The organism is Actinomyces sp. Marseille-QA0893, from assembly GCF_976954355.1.
The window spans coordinates 130,235-146,475 of sequence record NZ_CDRJSY010000005.1 but is presented as its reverse complement, the minus strand read 5'-3'; the positions used below and the strand labels follow the sequence as shown (position 1 = coordinate 146,475).

At 56.8% G+C, this 16,241-nt stretch carries 16 protein-coding genes; 7 read left to right on the top strand and 9 right to left on the bottom strand.

Annotated features, from left to right (window positions below; all coding sequences use genetic code 11):
- The 4 genes from ACWNMW_RS07145 to ACWNMW_RS07130 form a co-directional block, all read right to left on the bottom strand.
- A complete protein-coding gene (locus ACWNMW_RS07145) occupies positions 1-750 on the bottom strand; it encodes an HPr family phosphocarrier protein (RefSeq protein WP_072455998.1) in 750 nt (249 codons plus the stop codon).
- Between the two features lie 9 nt (positions 751-759).
- Entirely contained in the window at positions 760-1,401 is a 642-nt protein-coding gene (gene dhaL, locus ACWNMW_RS07140) for a dihydroxyacetone kinase subunit DhaL (RefSeq protein ID WP_295892494.1), read from the bottom strand.
- A gap of 1 nt (position 1,402) precedes the next feature.
- Complete coding sequence (locus ACWNMW_RS07135) at positions 1,403-2,281, bottom strand: dihydroxyacetone kinase subunit DhaK (protein WP_449490472.1); 879 nt, start codon at positions 2,279-2,281, stop codon at positions 1,403-1,405.
- Positions 2,282-2,367: 86 nt separating this feature from the next.
- Positions 2,368-4,071, bottom strand: coding sequence for a bifunctional folylpolyglutamate synthase/dihydrofolate synthase (locus ACWNMW_RS07130; protein ID WP_449490471.1), 1,704 nt, complete (start codon positions 4,069-4,071; stop codon positions 2,368-2,370).
- Positions 4,072-4,239: 168 nt separating this feature from the next.
- Between ACWNMW_RS07130 and ACWNMW_RS07125 the strand changes: the two genes are divergently transcribed.
- The 7 genes from ACWNMW_RS07125 (at position 4,240) to ACWNMW_RS07095 (ending at position 10,452) form a co-directional block, all read left to right on the top strand.
- Positions 4,240-5,199, top strand: coding sequence for a hypothetical protein (locus ACWNMW_RS07125; RefSeq protein ID WP_295892589.1), 960 nt, complete (start codon positions 4,240-4,242; stop codon positions 5,197-5,199).
- An 11-nt stretch (positions 5,200-5,210) separates the two neighbouring features.
- The gene (locus tag ACWNMW_RS07120) at positions 5,211-5,861 is read left to right on the top strand and encodes a DUF3824 domain-containing protein (RefSeq protein WP_449490470.1); all 651 of its coding nucleotides are present in this window, start codon (positions 5,211-5,213) and stop codon (positions 5,859-5,861) included.
- Positions 5,862-6,013: 152 nt separating this feature from the next.
- Positions 6,014-6,793 carry an RAD23 family protein gene (locus ACWNMW_RS07115; protein ID WP_314212075.1) on the top strand — a complete coding sequence of 260 codons (780 nt, stop codon included), beginning with the start codon at positions 6,014-6,016 and terminating at the stop codon, positions 6,791-6,793.
- 241 nt (positions 6,794-7,034) lie between these two features.
- On the top strand, positions 7,035-7,757 hold the full coding sequence (locus ACWNMW_RS07110) for an ABC transporter ATP-binding protein (protein ID WP_449490469.1): 723 nt from the start codon (positions 7,035-7,037) through the stop codon (positions 7,755-7,757).
- A gap of 42 nt (positions 7,758-7,799) precedes the next feature.
- Positions 7,800-8,588: an ABC transporter permease gene (locus tag ACWNMW_RS07105; protein WP_449490468.1), complete on the top strand. Its 789-nt coding sequence runs from the start codon at positions 7,800-7,802 to the stop codon at positions 8,586-8,588.
- Between the two features lie 9 nt (positions 8,589-8,597).
- The gene (locus ACWNMW_RS07100) at positions 8,598-9,734 is read left to right on the top strand and encodes a sensor histidine kinase (protein WP_449490467.1); all 1,137 of its coding nucleotides are present in this window, start codon (positions 8,598-8,600) and stop codon (positions 9,732-9,734) included.
- Between the two features lie 52 nt (positions 9,735-9,786).
- Positions 9,787-10,452, top strand: a complete 666-nt coding sequence (locus ACWNMW_RS07095) for a response regulator transcription factor (protein ID WP_449490466.1) — start codon at positions 9,787-9,789, stop codon at positions 10,450-10,452.
- A 2-nt stretch (positions 10,453-10,454) separates the two neighbouring features.
- Here the strand turns inward: ACWNMW_RS07095 and ACWNMW_RS07090 are convergent, their stop codons facing one another.
- The 5 genes from ACWNMW_RS07090 to ACWNMW_RS07070 are packed head-to-tail and all read right to left on the bottom strand — an operon-like array spanning position 10,455 to position 16,089.
- Positions 10,455-11,942 carry an arylsulfatase gene (locus ACWNMW_RS07090; protein WP_449490465.1) on the bottom strand — a complete coding sequence of 496 codons (1,488 nt, stop codon included), beginning with the start codon at positions 11,940-11,942 and terminating at the stop codon, positions 10,455-10,457.
- A gap of 8 nt (positions 11,943-11,950) precedes the next feature.
- On the bottom strand, positions 11,951-12,838 hold the full coding sequence (locus ACWNMW_RS07085) for a carbohydrate ABC transporter permease (RefSeq protein WP_034501549.1): 888 nt from the start codon (positions 12,836-12,838) through the stop codon (positions 11,951-11,953).
- Entirely contained in the window at positions 12,835-13,728 is an 894-nt protein-coding gene (locus ACWNMW_RS07080) for a carbohydrate ABC transporter permease (protein ID WP_449490464.1), read from the bottom strand. Before ACWNMW_RS07080 ends, ACWNMW_RS07085 begins: the two co-directional genes overlap by 4 nt.
- A gap of 3 nt (positions 13,729-13,731) precedes the next feature.
- Entirely contained in the window at positions 13,732-15,057 is a 1,326-nt protein-coding gene (locus ACWNMW_RS07075; RefSeq protein WP_314212080.1) for an ABC transporter substrate-binding protein, read from the bottom strand.
- A 27-nt stretch (positions 15,058-15,084) separates the two neighbouring features.
- Complete coding sequence (locus ACWNMW_RS07070) at positions 15,085-16,089, bottom strand: LacI family DNA-binding transcriptional regulator (RefSeq protein WP_449490463.1); 1,005 nt, start codon at positions 16,087-16,089, stop codon at positions 15,085-15,087.
- Between the last annotated feature and the right edge of the window lie 152 nt (positions 16,090-16,241).

Sequence of the window (16,241 nt, the reverse complement as noted above, 5' to 3'; positions counted from 1 at the left end):
TCAACTTCCGTGTCCTTGGAGCATTTCCCGGACGCATCGCATTGCTTCTTCGCGCTCGAGGCCCTGCGCGCGGACATGGATGTGCTGGCCCTGGCGAACCCCCAAGGACATGAGCTCTAAAACAGAGGAGGCATCAACATCATTGATCCAGACCTGCGCATCCATTGGAGCAAGCGCTCGGACAAGAAGTGCGGCAGGACGGGCATGCAGGCCAGCAGGGTCACTGACTGTCATTTCTTCTTCAAGAATCTGCTGCGAGGTAATTTCAAAAACTCGGGAAGAAGATGGCTCCAGAACAACACTCGTGATTTGCGCAATTTCAGTGCGGGCGCGCTCCGCCAAGTCAATGGCGCTTTGACAGGCAGCAACCGCAACTTGGGCAAGCCCGCTACCACCGTGGGCTGCGACCGCAGCAGCAACCGTCCCCTCGACCAAGGGGGCAGTCACGCACATGCAATCTTTCGGGTTACCGCGTAGCTCAAGGACGGTCTGGGCGACCATGGTCGAAGAACCCAAGTCTGTCAGGAGAAGCACACCGCGCCGACACGAGTCGCTACCGGGTTTATGAATGCGTGCGAGCGCTCGATCAAGGGCATCTTCGACCTTGCTCATAGACGTGCCTAAACCGCCAGTATCCTCCCCCGCAGCAATCTCGAAATGGATATCGGGAGCCATTTGAGAGGCAAGTTCAACAACGCCTTCAGCAAGTTCCTGACTGTGCGAGATGATCACGAATGCAACACACGCCATTGTTATGTCCTAATCGTCGGCGGCAGCGCGGGCTGCCTGCATGATGATGATTGCTGAAGAAACAGCCCCCGGATCCACGTGTCCGATCGAGCGTTCTCCAAGATAAGACGCACGTCCTTTGAGCGCCTTCATCCCTTCGGTCAGTGCAGCTCCACGCTGCGCGGCATGCGCAGCGGCTTGCAGTACCTCGTTAACGTTTTTTCCTTGCGAGGCCAATTCTCGTGCGATTTGGGCCGCGGGAAGCCATGCGTCGAGCATGGTTTTATCGCCAGCACTTGCATTACCGCGCTGTGAAATTCCTTCGGCAATAGCCTCATACAAGACTGCGATCGCCTCACTGTCCGGACAATCTGAATTCTGCGCAAGGGCACGGCCACCTCTGAGAAAACCAGTGCCGTATAGGGGCCCGGAGGCACCCCCAACATGAGTCATCAGAGTCTTCGCAACCAAGGTGAGTCCTTCGCACAGCGAATTCCACTCGGAATCTGCGAGGGCGTTCTCAACCTGGGTAAAACCACGTGTGATGTTCGTACCGTGGTCACCGTCACCGATTTGACGGTCAAGTTCGGTCAGGCGTTCTTCTTCGCGAAGCAAGGAGGCTGCGCACAGGCGCATCCACTGGGTAAACCACTGTGTGTTGATGGTGTTCATTTCATTCACTCCATGCGGGGGCAAGGGTCGGAGCATCATAAAGGGTAAGGATATCCGGACGCGCGCGCATTAAGGTCAGCGACAGACCGTCCATATCGTCACTGGTGACAAAACGCCCACTCTTCATACGAGCGATAGTTTCGCCAGTGCAACGTGCATATTCTTCTATTGCGGAGCACGCAAATTTCAGGTCTTCCTCAGGGGCAGTTCCCAAGTTATTTACCAGAACGATCACTTCTTCGCGGCCTGGAGGAAGTTGGCTAAAAACTTCCTGAACAGCTAGAAAAATGACCTCGGAGCGCGCCGAATACGAAAGCGTTGAAATCCCCTTTTCTCCGTGGATTCCAACTCCCATTTCGGCATGCCCATTGGCAAGATCGAAGGAGAGCTTTCCGTCGGGCGTTGTAGGGGCACGGAAACAAATCCCATAGCTGACGATCGTCTGTTCAATTTCGGCCGCAAGCTGGCCGAGCTCCTCGCTTGTCATTGCAAGCGATGCACCGGCACCAAGAATTTTCTCGTAAAGGAGTGTGCCTGCAATCCCGCGCGCTCCTTGCGAAACCCCGCGAGTTGCTAGATCGTCATGAACGTATACCAGCGTACAGGCAACGCCCGTGTCTTCAAGAAGCTCCACTGCCAGTTGAAAATTGAGCACATCCCCGGTGTAGTTCTTGACGATAGCAAGGACTTCTTCCGCAGGAGTCTCTTCGATCATTCGAGTGATGAGCTGAGCAATATCCGGGGCAGAAGGCGCAGTAAAGTGTTCTCCGGTCACGCAGCCACTGAGCATCCCTTGGCCAAGAAAGCCTGAATCCATGGGTTCATGTCCCCCGCCACCACCAGATATCACGGCGACAGGAACAGAGGGTGATGAGCTCACGGCAAGCTCTGTGCGCGAGTGAGTCAACCCTATCTACCCCCTGAGCTGGATTTACTCAAAATCATGCCATGCTCGCAGTGAAATTACTAGGGGCGAATTCCCATGAGACGCAGGACTTCCCCAGCTAAGAGGACCGAGCCAAAAACGACAACGCCGGTTGCGGGGGCACTCTCATCCCCGGCCTCGCCAAGATTAACGGCAGCGGCAATTGCTTCGAGGATATCCTCGTGGACTTCCACGCGGTCTTCCCCGAAAACATCGCGCGCGATTTCGGCGATTTCTTCGGCGGGTTTTGCGCGCACTCCGGGCATCTGTGTGACCACGAGGGAATCAAGATAGGGCTCAACCTCGCCGAGTACTCCTTCGATATCCTTATCCCCCATCCCCGAATAGACACCGACGATGCGCTCAAAGTCGAAGGCCTCGGAAATGGATTCACCCAGGGTGTGTGCACCGGCAGGATTGTGCGCAGCGTCAACAATAATCGTCGGCGAGTGGCGCACAACTTGAAGGCGCCCCGGTGAAGTAGCGGCAAGCATCCCGGCCTCGACAAGGCGAGCATCCAGCGCACGCCCACCCATAAAGGCCTCGACGGCTGCGATCGCAGCTGCAGCATTGTTTGCCTGGTAGCTACCAAAGAGAGGAACGAAAACATCCTCATAGACTGCTGCAGGGGTGCGGACGGTAATCATCTGCCCGCCGACCCCAAGCTGACGATCAAGGACTTCAAAGTCTCGACCTTCGAGGCGAACAATTGCACCGACACTGGCCGCACGCTCTTCGATCACCCGCAGGGCTTCTTCCTCTTGGCGGGCAACGATCACGATCTGACCGGGCTTGATGATTCCTGCCTTTTCTTCTGCGATCTCGCGGATGGTCGATCCAAGCCACTTTTCATGGTCGATCGCGATGGGCATGATGACGCTGACTCCAGCATCGATAACGTTCGTCGCGTCCCATCTGCCTCCCATTCCAACTTCGACGACGGCAGCGTCAACGGGGTGGTCAGCAAAGGCTGCAAAAGCCATAACCGTAAAGACTTCAAAAAATGACAGTCGGGTTCCATCTGTTTCGGCGTGGGCACGGTCGACCATTTCGATATAGGGAGCAATATCGTCCCACGTGCGCACGAATTCTTCTGCAGAGATCGATTCTTGTTCGATGGTGATTCTCTCGCGGACATCAACGAGGTGCGGAGAGGTGAATCGTCCGGTTCGCACGCCGCTTGCCGCCAGAAGCGCATCGATCATGCGCGTTGTTGAGGTCTTTCCATTGGTGCCGGTGATGTGCACGCTGGGATAGCTATTTTGGGGATCACCCAAGATATCGAGTGTTTCTTTCACGCGATCCAAGGTCGGTTGAACCTGATGTTCGGGGACCCTCGCGATGATTTCTTGGTAGATTTCCTCAACGCGCGCTTCCATCTGAGCACTATGGGCAGCATCCGTCAAAGCTTCGCGGTGTGCGTCTTCTGCGCGCCGCTCAGCAAGTTCTTCTTCCCAGTCTTCTCCCCACTGGGAGTAGTCGCCTTCAAGCTCGGCGAGGATCGAAGGATCTGGGCCTAGGAGCATGGAGTTCAGCGCCAGCGCTTCGAGGGCAAGATCGCGTTCGTCAGGCTCACTATCGGCTGACTCATTGTCGAAGTCCTCTTCGTCGACGCGATCGGCTTCTTCGAGATAGGGAATGAGGTCAGCTGGAATTGTCCCCGGACGCTGCTCTTCTTGCGAAGCGGGAGCGGCTTGCTCTGCCTCGTCATGCGAATGATGCGCGAAGAATGATTCCCCGGTCATGAGTCCTCCCTAAGTTGAGCTGGGCCTATTCTATCGACGAGGCCATGGGGGCGCCGCGTTTGTGGGTATCGTTGCGTGGATGGGAAGGAAGAGATTTCGCCCAGATGCGTGCTGGAACGTAGACTGAGACCACTTAATCGTTAAACGAGGGAGATGTGCGAGGAGCTTATGTCTGATTTTCCACCAAATTCCGGATACCCAGCTCCCCAGGGCCCTCCTGTGATCCCTCAAGGCGGAGCCTACCCGCAGCCACAAGCTCCTTATCAGGCTCCTCAAGCTCCGTATGTCGAACCTGAGAAGAACCCCAGTTCAAAGGGGCCGATCATCGCATGGATTGCGGTACTGACCGTTCTTGCATTGGTTGTTGTCTTTTTCTTGTGGCACACGTCCGGCCGCGGTACCTCACCCTCGCCAAGTCCAAGTGCCCCTGATCCCTCGTCTTTCTCATCTGCCACCCCCAATCCGAACCCTTCACAGTCCGTCGATGATGGGATCGATGAAGAAACCATTTCGGGGAGCCGCGGTGCGTGCTGGAGCGAGGCTACCAAGTCTGGGAAGGTGGACGCCGTCAAGGAGATTAAAACAAAGTCAGTGCACTTTGAAGGAAAGTTCGGCAACGGCGACATGAAGTACACGTACACGGGCACCTTGACCGGCTACGCAAAGGGTTCATCTTCAACGAGCAGCTTCGAGATCGTCTGCAGCGTTGTTCACACTCAATCAAGTAACACGTTCAATGTTGTAGGAGATGTGGGTCTTACGCCGCTTGCCGATCCTTCACAATCTTCTTCACCGGCTCCGACACCGACTAGGAAGTTCCACGATGATGACATCGATGAGAAAACATGGATGATCATCTTTGAAAAGTGCTCAAACGCTTCCACGCAATCTATTCGTGACGATTACAAAGTCATGGCAGTGTCAATCGATTACCTCAAGAAAACCGCGACGTTGAGTAATGGCAACGAGGAGTACGAGCTGACTGGAAAAGTTCATGCAGAACGTAAGTACAAGGAATCTACCGATTTCTCTTCAAGCCTCTTCCAAATGAAGTGCACCGCTACTCATATGAAGGCAGATGATTCATATGACGTGAAGGCAGAGATTGACCCGAATCCGATCCAATGAACGAGGAACTCATGTCTGATTTCTCTCCTACCCCGGGCTACCCGGCTCCCCAAGGCAGCCCGCAGTTCCCCCAAGGAAGCGTGTATCCACCGCCTCAGGGACAATATCCCTCTCCGCAAACGCCGAATCCACTGCCGGCAACGTCAAAGGGCATCATCAAGCTCATTGTCTGGATTTCAGTTGTCGTCGCACTTCTTGCGGTCGCAGCCTTATTCGCCTGGCGAGCTTTAACTCCGGGAGCATCTCCGACCCCAACCCCGGTATCACCATCATCGAATGCCACTGCTTCTTCTAACACCGAAGAAAAAGTTGACGACTTCATCGGACAAAGTGTGGTTACTAACTGCAGGATCGGCGTGTTAAACACCTCTCGGTTCCCCAAGTTCGAAGGAATCCGGGCGCTGACGATCAAAGAAATCGGACGCTACGGTGATGTCGGCACCCAATACATGATGACCGGTATAGTTTCAGGATCAAGCGAATCCAATGCCATAGAAACCTATCGAATGACGTGTACCACTGTTGTGGCAGACGAACCAGCTAAGGTCGAGCTCGGCTTTGTCTTCGATACCACCAGCGTAGAGATTGAGCCCAAGCCTGTTTCAACCCCCGCTGTCTCAGATAGTTCAACTCCGACACCCGTTGTTAAGAAGACCCCATGACTGATTTCACGCCTCACCCCGAATCCCCTCATCCCCAGGAAGCACCACAGTTTCCACAAGGCGGAGCATACCCGCCGTTCCAGGGACAATACCAGCCCCAGCAATCCCCATATCCTGCCCCTCCAAAGCCCCCAGTAAATAGAGGGCCGCTCATGATCTGGGTTGCGATTGTTGCAGTCCTGGCGTTGATTGCCGTCTTCTTCTTGTGGCGCAGTTCCACACCTCAGGTGGCACCGACTCCTGCGCCGACATCTGCGTCACCTGTTCCAAGCGAACCAACGTCAAGTGCGTCCCAGTCGGCTTCTCCAACGAAGAAAAAGACTTCTGCTACGCCGACACCTACTCGTTTCCCCGGCATCGACTACAACACGGCGATTCTCGTTCAGAATAGCTGCACCGATGCCATTAAACAGAATGTTGACCAGAAGTACGACCGAACCGAAATCAAAGACATGCATAGGTCGGAGACTCCGAATGGAGACATGAATTTCCTTGTTTCGGTCTCCGGATACAAAGGCGATACTCAGTACCTTCTTGAGTGCAAGGTCGCTCACCCGAGGTGGAGTGAAATCTGGGCAACGGAAGAGATCACTGTGCACGAAAATCCTGTAAAATCTTCCACAGCTAAATCCTCTTCGCCTAGCCCTTCTAAAACTGGCCACGAGGGAATCGATGACAGAACTGCGATGTTCATCGAAAAATCTTGTTCGATCACTGCCAAACTGAACAGCAGTCGCCCCATTAACGTCGTCTTTGTCGACGAAATTCAGATCGGCGAAACGCGTTCGAATGGTGACCAGCAGTATAACGTCAAGGGCCATGCCTTCGAAGGAAAGACCAAGTATGAAGCTCGCTGCACGGTCGTCCATGTAAAAGACGGTGACGCGTGGAAGACAGAGGATTCTTCTATTGGGACAGATCCGATTGAGTGAGGGGCATTTTTCGTTCCACGGTAATACATCACTCACCCTCGATGGAGTGATGTCTGGATAACAGAAGAGATCATCTTCGACGAAAAACCTCAGCCCTAGGCTATTCATCCAAAGACCCTATGTGCTCTGAGTATCTCCAGCAGGCGTGTTGCCAGCTCAGGAGCTCCCATGACATTTGTCATGGGGACTCCTGCATCAAAGAACACTTCTGGCCTCATTCATGGGCGCACACACTTGAACCATGAATACAGAAGCAGCCCCTGCTCTGCAGGCGACCAACATCCACCAGTCTTTCGGCCCCGTCGAGGCACTGCGAGGAGTCAACCTCACCCTGATGCCCGGCGAAATCGTTGCGATCCTCGGCGTTAACGGCGCAGGCAAGAGCACTTTCCTCGACATCGTCCTTGGCTTGGCCACACCAACTTCGGGTGAGATCAGCGTCTACGGAATGAGTCCACGTGAGGCCGTGCGCCGTTCCCTCGTCGGAGCAATGCTCCAAACTGGCTCAATGCCTCGAGACGGCAGGGTCGGCTACACCATCGATCTGGTGGCCTCAATGCACGCCAACCCGATCCCCACTGACGAACTCCTTGAACGCACAAAGCTCACCGCATTGGCCAAACGTCCGATCGACAAGCTCTCCGGAGGTGAGCGCCAGCGTGTGCGCCTCGCCCTGGCACTGGCGGGCAACCCGGACTTCCTCATCCTCGACGAGCCGACCGCGGGAATGGACGCGCTCGCTCGCCGCGCATTCTGGGAGACAATGCGCGCCGAAGCCGCAGAAGGTCGCACCCTCCTCTTCGCCACGCACTACCTCACCGAGGCCCGCAAGGACGCAGACCGAATCGTCATCATCGATGAGGGACGCGTGCTCCTCGACGCACCGACCGAGCAAGTCGTGGCCGACAACGAAGACCTTGAAGACGTTTTCGAGCGCATCACCTCCCACGCGGACGCAGAGTAAGCCTCGCCCACGAACGCAGATACACCATACGAAGAAGGCATCATGACCACCCAAGCACCCGCACGAGCAACCAGTCGCCCCATCCCCTCCCCCTTCAAGGGCGCGGGGAAACTCTGGATCTCGACCTTTCTCTCTCACATCCTCAATCCGTGGAACATGGCATTCGCACTGGCCATCCCACTGTTCATGTACGCGATGTTCGGCATGACCGAGGCCGCGCGCACTACGCAGACCGGACGCGGGAACCTCGCCGCTGCCATGGTCGTCATGATGACCACCTACGGCGTCATCCTGGTGGGTGGCTCTCTTGGCGCGACACTCTCCGTTGAACGCACGACCGGCATCTCACGCATGTATGCCCTGACCCCCATCCAGCCGTGGGTGATCCTCGTGGTGCGCCTGACCGCCCTAGTGGCACTGAGCGCTTTCATCACACTCATCTGCTTCAGCGTGGGGCTTGCAACCGGTTCGCAGATGGAGACAAGTGCCTGGATCATCAGCGCGCTCGTCGTCGTTGCTCTCTCGACCTTGGGTGCACTCATTGGCCTTGCCTGCGGCTACACGATCAAGGGGGAGAACGCCTATAGTGCCTCCGCTTTCGTCATGCTCATGGGTGCCTTCGTGTCCGGCATGTTCATCCCGCTGGACCAGCTGCCGCCCTTTGTCTCACAGATCGCACCCTTCACTCCCCTGTATGGCGCCGTGCAGGCGATCTATGCGGTCGCCGGAACCGTACCAATGCCCACATCCGCGTGGCTCAACATCGCCGGCTGGGCAGTTATTACGGCTGGAATTGCCTGGTGGGGCGCATCCCACGACACGGCTCGCTAGGCTATTGCCATGAAGGAACGTTTAATTTCCCTGGCGTGGGCGGCCCCGTGGATGCTGTTCTTGGGCTTTCCCCTCGCCTACGCCATGGAATTGCCTTCCTCAACGCAGCGCGCGAGCATCATCGGACTGTGCGTGCTCCTCGCGCTTGCTAACTCGGCGACGTGGCTGGCCAATCCCTTGCCCGCTCGCAACTCCTTCACGAGGCCGCTCATCCTCTCCCATGGGGCACTGGCGCTCACAACGCTGGGCTATCTCGTCTACGCGATCCGTGTCGGTGTCCCCTACGCCTTCATGTTGACTTCCTTCTTCCTGGTTGCGTGGGTGTTCCAAGCACCAAGCCGCTACGTGATCGCAGGGATCGTCCCAATCGTTGCGATCGCTGGCGTATTTGCTTACGCAGAGGGTGAGCCCCTGTGGGCGGGGTGTTACCTAGCGTTGGTTGGCATCTTTGTGGGCATGGCTCGCTGGCGTATGGAGCGCTCGACTCGCGAACGTCTACGCCGCCAAGATGCAATCCAGCGCGCAAAGGCAGCTGAGCGAGCGCGCATGAGCACTGACCTGCACGATATCTTGGGTCACTCGTTGATGGGCATCACGATGATTTCTGAATTGGCCGGTCGTCTTTTGGACGAGGGACACAATGAGGAAGCGCGTGAACAAATCAGTTCAGTTACTGCTCAATCAAACGAGGCCTTGGCTGACGTTCGCCGCATCGTTGCGGCCACGCGCGCACTATCCCCCTCCGAGGAGCTCCAAGAGGCACGATCTTTGCTTGAGGTCGCACGCATTGATGCCGAGATCACAAACGATGGGGAGCCTGCGTCGGGACCGCGCTCGGCGGCTGCAGCCCATGTCATTCGCGAGGGAGTTACGAATGCTCTCCTTCACGCTCACCCTTCCCTCGTCCGTCTTCATTTATCTCCAGAGGGTGTCAGTGTCTGGAATGACGGTTATTCTGCCGCCTACGCCGCTTCTACAGCAGGATCGGGATCAGGCCTCGTTGGGCTATCCGAGCTCGTCGGTGATGAGGGAACCTTGACCTGGGGCGCATCGGGACATACGTGGACGATTTCCCTCACTTTCCCCTCTATGCCTCTCGGCGAAGAGGAAACATCCTCCGATATGGTGAACCAGCGCAAGGAATAGCGCCCCCAACTGCGCTAACCTAGTAGCCCAGATGGCTACGCAGGAGGTGAGCGTGACAATTCGTGTGCTTGTGGCCGACGATCAGGCAATGATTCGGGGAGCTTTGGCGGGGCTGCTCAACTTGGAGCGTGACATCGAGGTAGTCGCTCAGGCCGCCGATGGAGTGCAGGCTCTTGAGGAACTGACTCGTCTAGCAACGCAAGACGCTTCGCTCGACGCAAAACCGACGAGTTCTGCACGCCCAGCCTCTCCCGCCGATGTCGCAATTGTCGACATCGAAATGCCTCACATGGACGGCATCACGACAACTGAAGCAATTCGCGCCCGTTTCTCCGGGGTACGCGTACTGATTGTCACGACATTCGGCCGGCCGGGTTACTTGCAACGCGCCCTCGATGCGGGGGCAACGGGTTTCATGGTGAAGAACGCGCCGGTCGAGGCTTTGGCCGAGGGAGTGCGCACGCTCGCAGCAGGTGGTCGCGCAATCGATCAGAGTCTTGCAGTCGAGGCACTCTCAACTGGTTCGTCATCACTGACCCAGCGCGAGGCAGATGTTCTGCGTGAAGTTGAGCGCGGCGGCACGATCGCTGACATTGCCCGTACGCTGGGACTGAGTCAAGGAACCGTGCGTAACCACGTCTCCTCAGCGATGCTCAAGATGGAGGCACGCACCCGCGCGGAGGCCGCATCCTTGGCGCGGGCAGCGGGTTGGCTATAGACCTAACGTGCTTCTTCGCGAAGCGGATAGGAATGTGTCAGGACCTTCACGGCCTCACGTCCGGGAACTAGATGTCCCTCAGACACATATCCTTCTTCACGTCCTTCAAGTTCCGCGATCAGATAGTTTCTTCCACAAAGAAGCGCGTCGCCAACTTCGCCGCTTCGCGCATCAGCGGAAAGTTTGCACAGATCGACCAATTCCTCGGGGTCTTCATCGATGTTGAAGAGCTGTTCGACTCCCCAACCGGAGAACCACACGTACTTGTAGGATCCGAAACGAATCCACTGAATCGATTGATCGAATAAGTAATGCTCCCCGTGAAGGTACTCTCTCCACGGAACTTCACCATCGGCCTCGGCAATCAAGGGGAGCACTGAGCGCCCCTCAACTTCCTCAGGAATCTCCACGCCGGCAACGTCGAGCAGGGTCGGCATCACGTCACGGATCTCAACCACACTGTCTACGCGTGCACCGGGGGTGATCCCCGCACCGTACAAAATAAAGGGAACGTGCGAGGAGGCCTCGTAAGGGTAACCTTTTCGCCACAGTCCGTGATCGCCCATCATATCTCCGTGGTCGGAAATAAAAGCGATCACAGTATTCTCAGCGAGGCCGAACTCCCCTAGCGTCTGAATAAACCTGGAAATCTGAGAATCAATGTGCGTCATGTGCCCGTAGTAGCCGGCGCGCGCGAGCCTCACGTCCCGCTCACGATAGTGGGCAGCGAGGGCGGTCGGATCCCAATCCCGTCTTTCCTCACTCATCAACTCATCCGACCAATTGTCCTCGCCCGGAAGAGTGAGTTCGTCCTGGTCATAGCTATCGAAAGCCCACTGAGGCGGGTCAAGCGGAGCGTGCGGACGATGGAAGGACAGGTAGAGGAAGAAGGGACAGGTGGGGTCGCGCCGGTAGAGCCACTGCGTTGCCTCGGTGACGACCCAATTCGTGGGGTGCAGTTTTTCCGCCTTATCCCAGGGACGCGCAACCATCGAATTACATTCGAGGCCATTATCGATGTAGTCCTCCGCGGCACCTGCGCCCTCTTGCTCGCGCAGCCACGTCAGGTAGTCGTCGTACATACGCGAATCGCGCTCGCGGTGACGCGAGTAGTGAAGATAGCCGTCGTGCAAAATCACATCATCAAAGCCAATGCGACCGCGCTCTGGCCAGTAGTGCATCTTGCCGATTGCCTGGGTCTGGTACCCGGCATCGCGAAGTGCCCCGGGGAGCGTAACCGGCATATCGAAGGTAATTCCGTCCTGATAGCCGATTCGGCGGTGCGTGGTTGGGGCGGTTCCGGTCATGAGTCCCATCCGAGAAGGAACACAGGTGGGGCAAGCCGCATAGGCCTGCGTCATCTGAGCTCCTCCCCCAGCTAGCTGATCAAGATAGGGGGTGCGCACGTCGGGGTGTCCGAGAATCGACAGGCAATCCCCCCTCCATTGGTCAACGGCGATGAGGACGATATTCGGATGGTTCTCACTCACGGTTACTCCTACTTGATACCCGTCATCGCGATGCCCTGAACGATGTGCTTCTGCGTGAGGACGAAGAGCAAGCACACGGGGATAAACAGCATGAGGGATCCCATTGCCGTCAGGTTCCAAGCGGTGAAAGATTCACTCTTAAAGATTGATAGTCCAATAGTAATTGTTCGCATCTCCAGCGAGCTGGTCGCAATCAAAGGCCACAGGAATTCATTCATCTGGAAAACGAAGGTGAACAATCCCAGGACCGTCAGTGCGGGTTTGCACTGCGGGAGAACAATCGAGCGATAGATCCGCAGCTCATTGGCCCCGTCGACGCGAGCGGCCTCAATCAAAGAGTCGGGCACGCCCGCAATGAACTGGCGCATGAGGAAGATCGAGAAAGCGCTCATGAGGAATGGCATGACCAGGCCCTGATAGGTATCAAGCCATCCGATCTGCGAGAACCACACATACAGCGGGATCATACGCACGAAGAGCGGGATCATCATGGTCGACAAGATCGCAATGAAGAAGACCTGTTTGCCCGGGAAATCAAACTTCGCGAAAACGTATCCGACCAGCGGGGCGAAAACGATGTGCGAGCAGGTGATCAGTCCGGCGACCAAGATCGAGTTGAAGAGGAAACGGCCAAAAGGCGCGGCTGCAAAGAGCCTCCCGATGTTCTCCCATTGCCATTTCGCAGGGATCAACACCGCTGATCCGCCGGAAACTTCCGCGTCGGATTGGAAAGCCAAGGAGATCATGTACAGCAGCGGGGCAACAGCGATCGCTGCGGCAATCCAAATGAAGATCAGCGAAATCAGACGCGCCCCGGGGAAGAGTTCATCCTCAGCGATGCTCTTCTTCTTTTTGATGACTGCCGAGGCCGGGGGCGGGGTAGGTACGCACATCATAGTGCCTCTTTCCTTCGTCCCGTCCGAATCTGGAGCAGGGACAAAACCATAATGACTGCCAAGAAAGCGAAGCTCATGGCAGAGGCGTAGCCCAGGTTTCCACTCTGGAAGGTCTCACGGTAGACCTGGTAGACGTACAAGCTCGTGGCGTTTCCGGGTCCACCATTAGTCACCAAGTACGGGAGGCCAAATTGCTGGAGGGTTGAAATCATTCCGACCAGACCGACGAAGAGCGTTGTCGGCGCAAGGAGCGGAAGGGTCAAGGACCAGAAGCGCTTCCACGGGGATGCACCATCGAGGCGCGCGGCCTCGTAAATCTGAGGATCGATTCCCTGCAAGCCAGCCAAGAAAAGCAGCATGAAGTAGCCGGCTTCTTGCCAGACGGTGATCCCGACAAGGGTTGCCAAGGGCGCGGTGGTCAGCCACTGCTGAGTGGGAAGGTGCAGGCTGGAGAGCACCGAGTTCAAGATACCCGTCGTCGGGTCCAAGATATTGCGCCACATCAAGCCAACGATGGCCACCGAGGTCATGTAGGGGGTCAGGATCATCGTGCGCGCAAGGGTGCGCCCACGGAATTTCTGGTTGAGGATGAGAGCCAGGAGCAAGCCCACGCAGGCACCCAAAATCAGTGCGGAGGCCGCGTAGATCAGGGTGATTCCGAAGGCGTGCTGTACTTCGGGGTCACGGATGATCGAGGAATAGTTCTTCCATCCCACGGGGCGCAGCGTTGTAAAGCCGCGCGTGAAGGACAGCTGAAATTCCTGGATCAGCGGCCAGAACATAAAGAGAACGAAGTAGATGACCGCGGGGGTCAGGAAGAGATACGCGGTACGCGCTTGGCGTGCGCGCATCCCTCCCCGACGCCCCCGGCTCCGAGACGAGACGGACATGAGTTACTGCTTCAGGAGTCCAGCAACCGTGGTCTCGTAGGTCTGGACCTGAGCAGCCGGGTCCTTTCCGTTGAGGATGATCTCTTCGTACATCACCTTGCGAGCGTCCGAGATCTTCGCGGCATTTTCGTTACCCCAGAACGCCTTGTCGGGGGTCGCGGCGTATTCACGCGACTTGGCAACGACGGAGAGAATCGGATCGTTCTTCACAACATCGGAGTTCGCCCACGACTTACGCGACATTGCCATTCCGGTCTCAGCGGTGACGGCTTCTTGGACCTTCAGGCTGGTCATCTCCTTGATGAGCTGCCACGAGAGCTCTGCGTTCTGCGACTTCGAGGGGATCATCATGCCCGAGCCAGCCAGGTAGGTCTTCTGGACATCGCCCTTGAGAGGTTCACCAACGGTCAGCGGGAAGTTCGGATCTTCCTTGCGGACTGCTGCAATATCCCAGGGACCGGTGAGGATGAAGCCTGCTCGCTTGGAGGTGAAAACCTTACGCGGTGCGGCGTAGTCATTCGAGGCAACAGGAACCGGGGCCAGCTTGTCCTTGTAGATCAGGTCGTACTGGAACTGCATGGCTTCGGTTGCCTTGGCTGCGGGAGTCATGGGCTCGTTGCCATCCTTGGTGAAGGTGACCCCGGCCTGCATGAGGAAGGGAACGGTGTAGGAGGCGTCGTTGTTCAGAGCCAGACCGTACTCAACGCCGGATTCCTGGATCTTCTTGGAGGCTTCGCGCAGTTCATCCCAAGTCTTGGGCATACTCACGCCGGCCTTGTCCATCATTTCCTTGTTACCGAAGACGAGGCCGCCCATGGTCACGTGGAGAGGAATGCCGTAGGTCTTGCCGTCGGCTTGACGGTTTGCAAGGCCTGATTCGACGAAGTCATCGAGGAATCCGGGTTCCTTTTGGAGGAACGGGTCCAGGGACATGATGTTGCCGTCTGCGCCCCAGCGAGTGGACCACCATCCGCCGTTTTCTTCGACGAGGTCAGGGGTCTGGCCGGAGAGGAAGTCGGCGGTGAGCTTTTGCTGCAGGTCGCCCCACTGGTAGTACTGGACGTTGATCTTGACGTTGTGTTCCTTCTCGAAGGCCGCGAAGGTGTCGGTGTAGGCCTTGTAATCGCGGCCAGCCGACATGTAGATCAGGATTTCTTTACCGGTGCGATCGCCCTGGATTCCCAGCGACTGCGAGGATTCGCTCGAGGAGTCAGAGGACTGTTGTCCAACTCCACCAGGCGTTGAACACGCGGCAAGAGAAGCGGCCATGGCAAAAGCCGCGCATACCGACAGAGTGCGGCTGAGCCGCTTAGAAGAGCTGTGTCGCATCGTTGCGCTCCTTATGTTCTTTCTCGTTTAGTGCGTCGTCCCTCGGGGCATGTAGTGCCACCGAAGGGTCAGCGTTGTCGACTCCGGTTCTTCACCGCTGAGTGTGGACAGTAGAGTGACCGCGCTATCCAGGTCTCGGTTGTCGAGGCCGATTGTGGACAGTGCGGGGTGAAGGTCGCCGCCATCGACGGAGGCGCCTGTGCCGATGATTTGGAGGTCATCGGGGATTGCGATTCCGCATTGAGTTGCTGCAAGGACTGCGCCAATGGCAACTCGATCAGAATCGCAATACACCGCATCGGGAAGGGGATCCCGACCGGTGAAAATCGTGGTGGCGCACTGGAAAGCAGAGGGAATGCTCCCCTCCGTGTACGCCAAAACTTGAGGAGTACCCAGGTGTGAATCCTTGAGGAATTTAGTGTATGCGTGCCAGCGCGGTTCGTTTTCGAGTTCTTCGACGCTTCGGCGCTGGGTGAGGTAGGCGATCTTCTTCGCTCCCCCATTGACGAGGCCACTGAGAGCCTGCGTGATCCCCGCGGTTTCGTCAATGGTTACCCCGATGTAGGAGGGGTTTGGCGGGAGGGTGCCAAAGATCATGGTGGGGATTGGCGGGGTTGGAAGGAACTCCATGAGGGCCTTGGCACTGGTGGGATTGCAGGCGAGGCATGCGCTGTCGTAGAGGCCGCACGACAGGGCGTTGACGATCTGTTGTTCTTCGCCGATGCGCACTGGGATCGATACCAGGTGGAGGTTTTCTTCTTCGAGGCGCGCGCTCGCGTGCAGTTGGAATCTCTCGACGAAGCGGTCCATGGGAGGGGTGTAGAAAAAGCAGATTGTACGCGTGGCACCGGATTTCAGGGAAGAGCCAAGGAGAGAGCGAGTGTAGCCAAGGCTTCGAGCGGCGTCGTGAACCTTCTTCTGGGTTGCGGAAGCGAACGCGTCAGCGCGACTACCGCTGAGGATCAGTGAAGCGGTAGTCGGTGAAACTCCAGCGTTTCTCGCAACGTCGACAAGTCGGACCCGTGAGGCCATGTCGATACTGTAGCGCGTGCACCGAGGCGAGTTAAAACGTTTTCATAAAACGTTATAACTCTGTTATCTGGCACACAATAATGCTTTCCTTGCAGATAAGCTCCTTGATAGAATCACCCGTGTCACTCAAACACAGCCCAAAGGAGGGCACA

Excerpts from the sequence above, each read along its gene's own strand:
- ACWNMW_RS07145 (WP_072455998.1), bottom strand. The coding sequence starts at position 750 with ATGGCGTGTGTTGCATTCGTGATCATCTCGCACAGTCAGGAACTTGCT.
- dhaL (WP_295892494.1), bottom strand. The coding sequence starts at position 1,401 with ATGAACACCATCAACACACAGTGGTTTACCCAGTGGATGCGCCTGTGC.
- ACWNMW_RS07130 (WP_449490471.1), bottom strand. The coding sequence starts at position 4,071 with ATGACCGGGGAATCATTCTTCGCGCATCATTCGCATGACGAGGCAGAG.
- ACWNMW_RS07125 (WP_295892589.1), top strand. The coding sequence starts at position 4,240 with ATGTCTGATTTTCCACCAAATTCCGGATACCCAGCTCCCCAGGGCCCT.
- ACWNMW_RS07120 (WP_449490470.1), top strand. The coding sequence starts at position 5,211 with ATGTCTGATTTCTCTCCTACCCCGGGCTACCCGGCTCCCCAAGGCAGC.
- ACWNMW_RS07115 (WP_314212075.1), top strand. The coding sequence starts at position 6,014 with ATGATCTGGGTTGCGATTGTTGCAGTCCTGGCGTTGATTGCCGTCTTC.
- ACWNMW_RS07110 (WP_449490469.1), top strand. The coding sequence starts at position 7,035 with ATGAATACAGAAGCAGCCCCTGCTCTGCAGGCGACCAACATCCACCAG.
- ACWNMW_RS07105 (WP_449490468.1), top strand. The coding sequence starts at position 7,800 with ATGACCACCCAAGCACCCGCACGAGCAACCAGTCGCCCCATCCCCTCC.
- ACWNMW_RS07100 (WP_449490467.1), top strand. The coding sequence starts at position 8,598 with ATGAAGGAACGTTTAATTTCCCTGGCGTGGGCGGCCCCGTGGATGCTG.
- ACWNMW_RS07085 (WP_034501549.1), bottom strand. The coding sequence starts at position 12,838 with ATGATGTGCGTACCTACCCCGCCCCCGGCCTCGGCAGTCATCAAAAAG.
- ACWNMW_RS07080 (WP_449490464.1), bottom strand. The coding sequence starts at position 13,728 with ATGTCCGTCTCGTCTCGGAGCCGGGGGCGTCGGGGAGGGATGCGCGCA.
- ACWNMW_RS07075 (WP_314212080.1), bottom strand. The coding sequence starts at position 15,057 with ATGCGACACAGCTCTTCTAAGCGGCTCAGCCGCACTCTGTCGGTATGC.
- ACWNMW_RS07070 (WP_449490463.1), bottom strand. The coding sequence starts at position 16,089 with ATGGCCTCACGGGTCCGACTTGTCGACGTTGCGAGAAACGCTGGAGTT.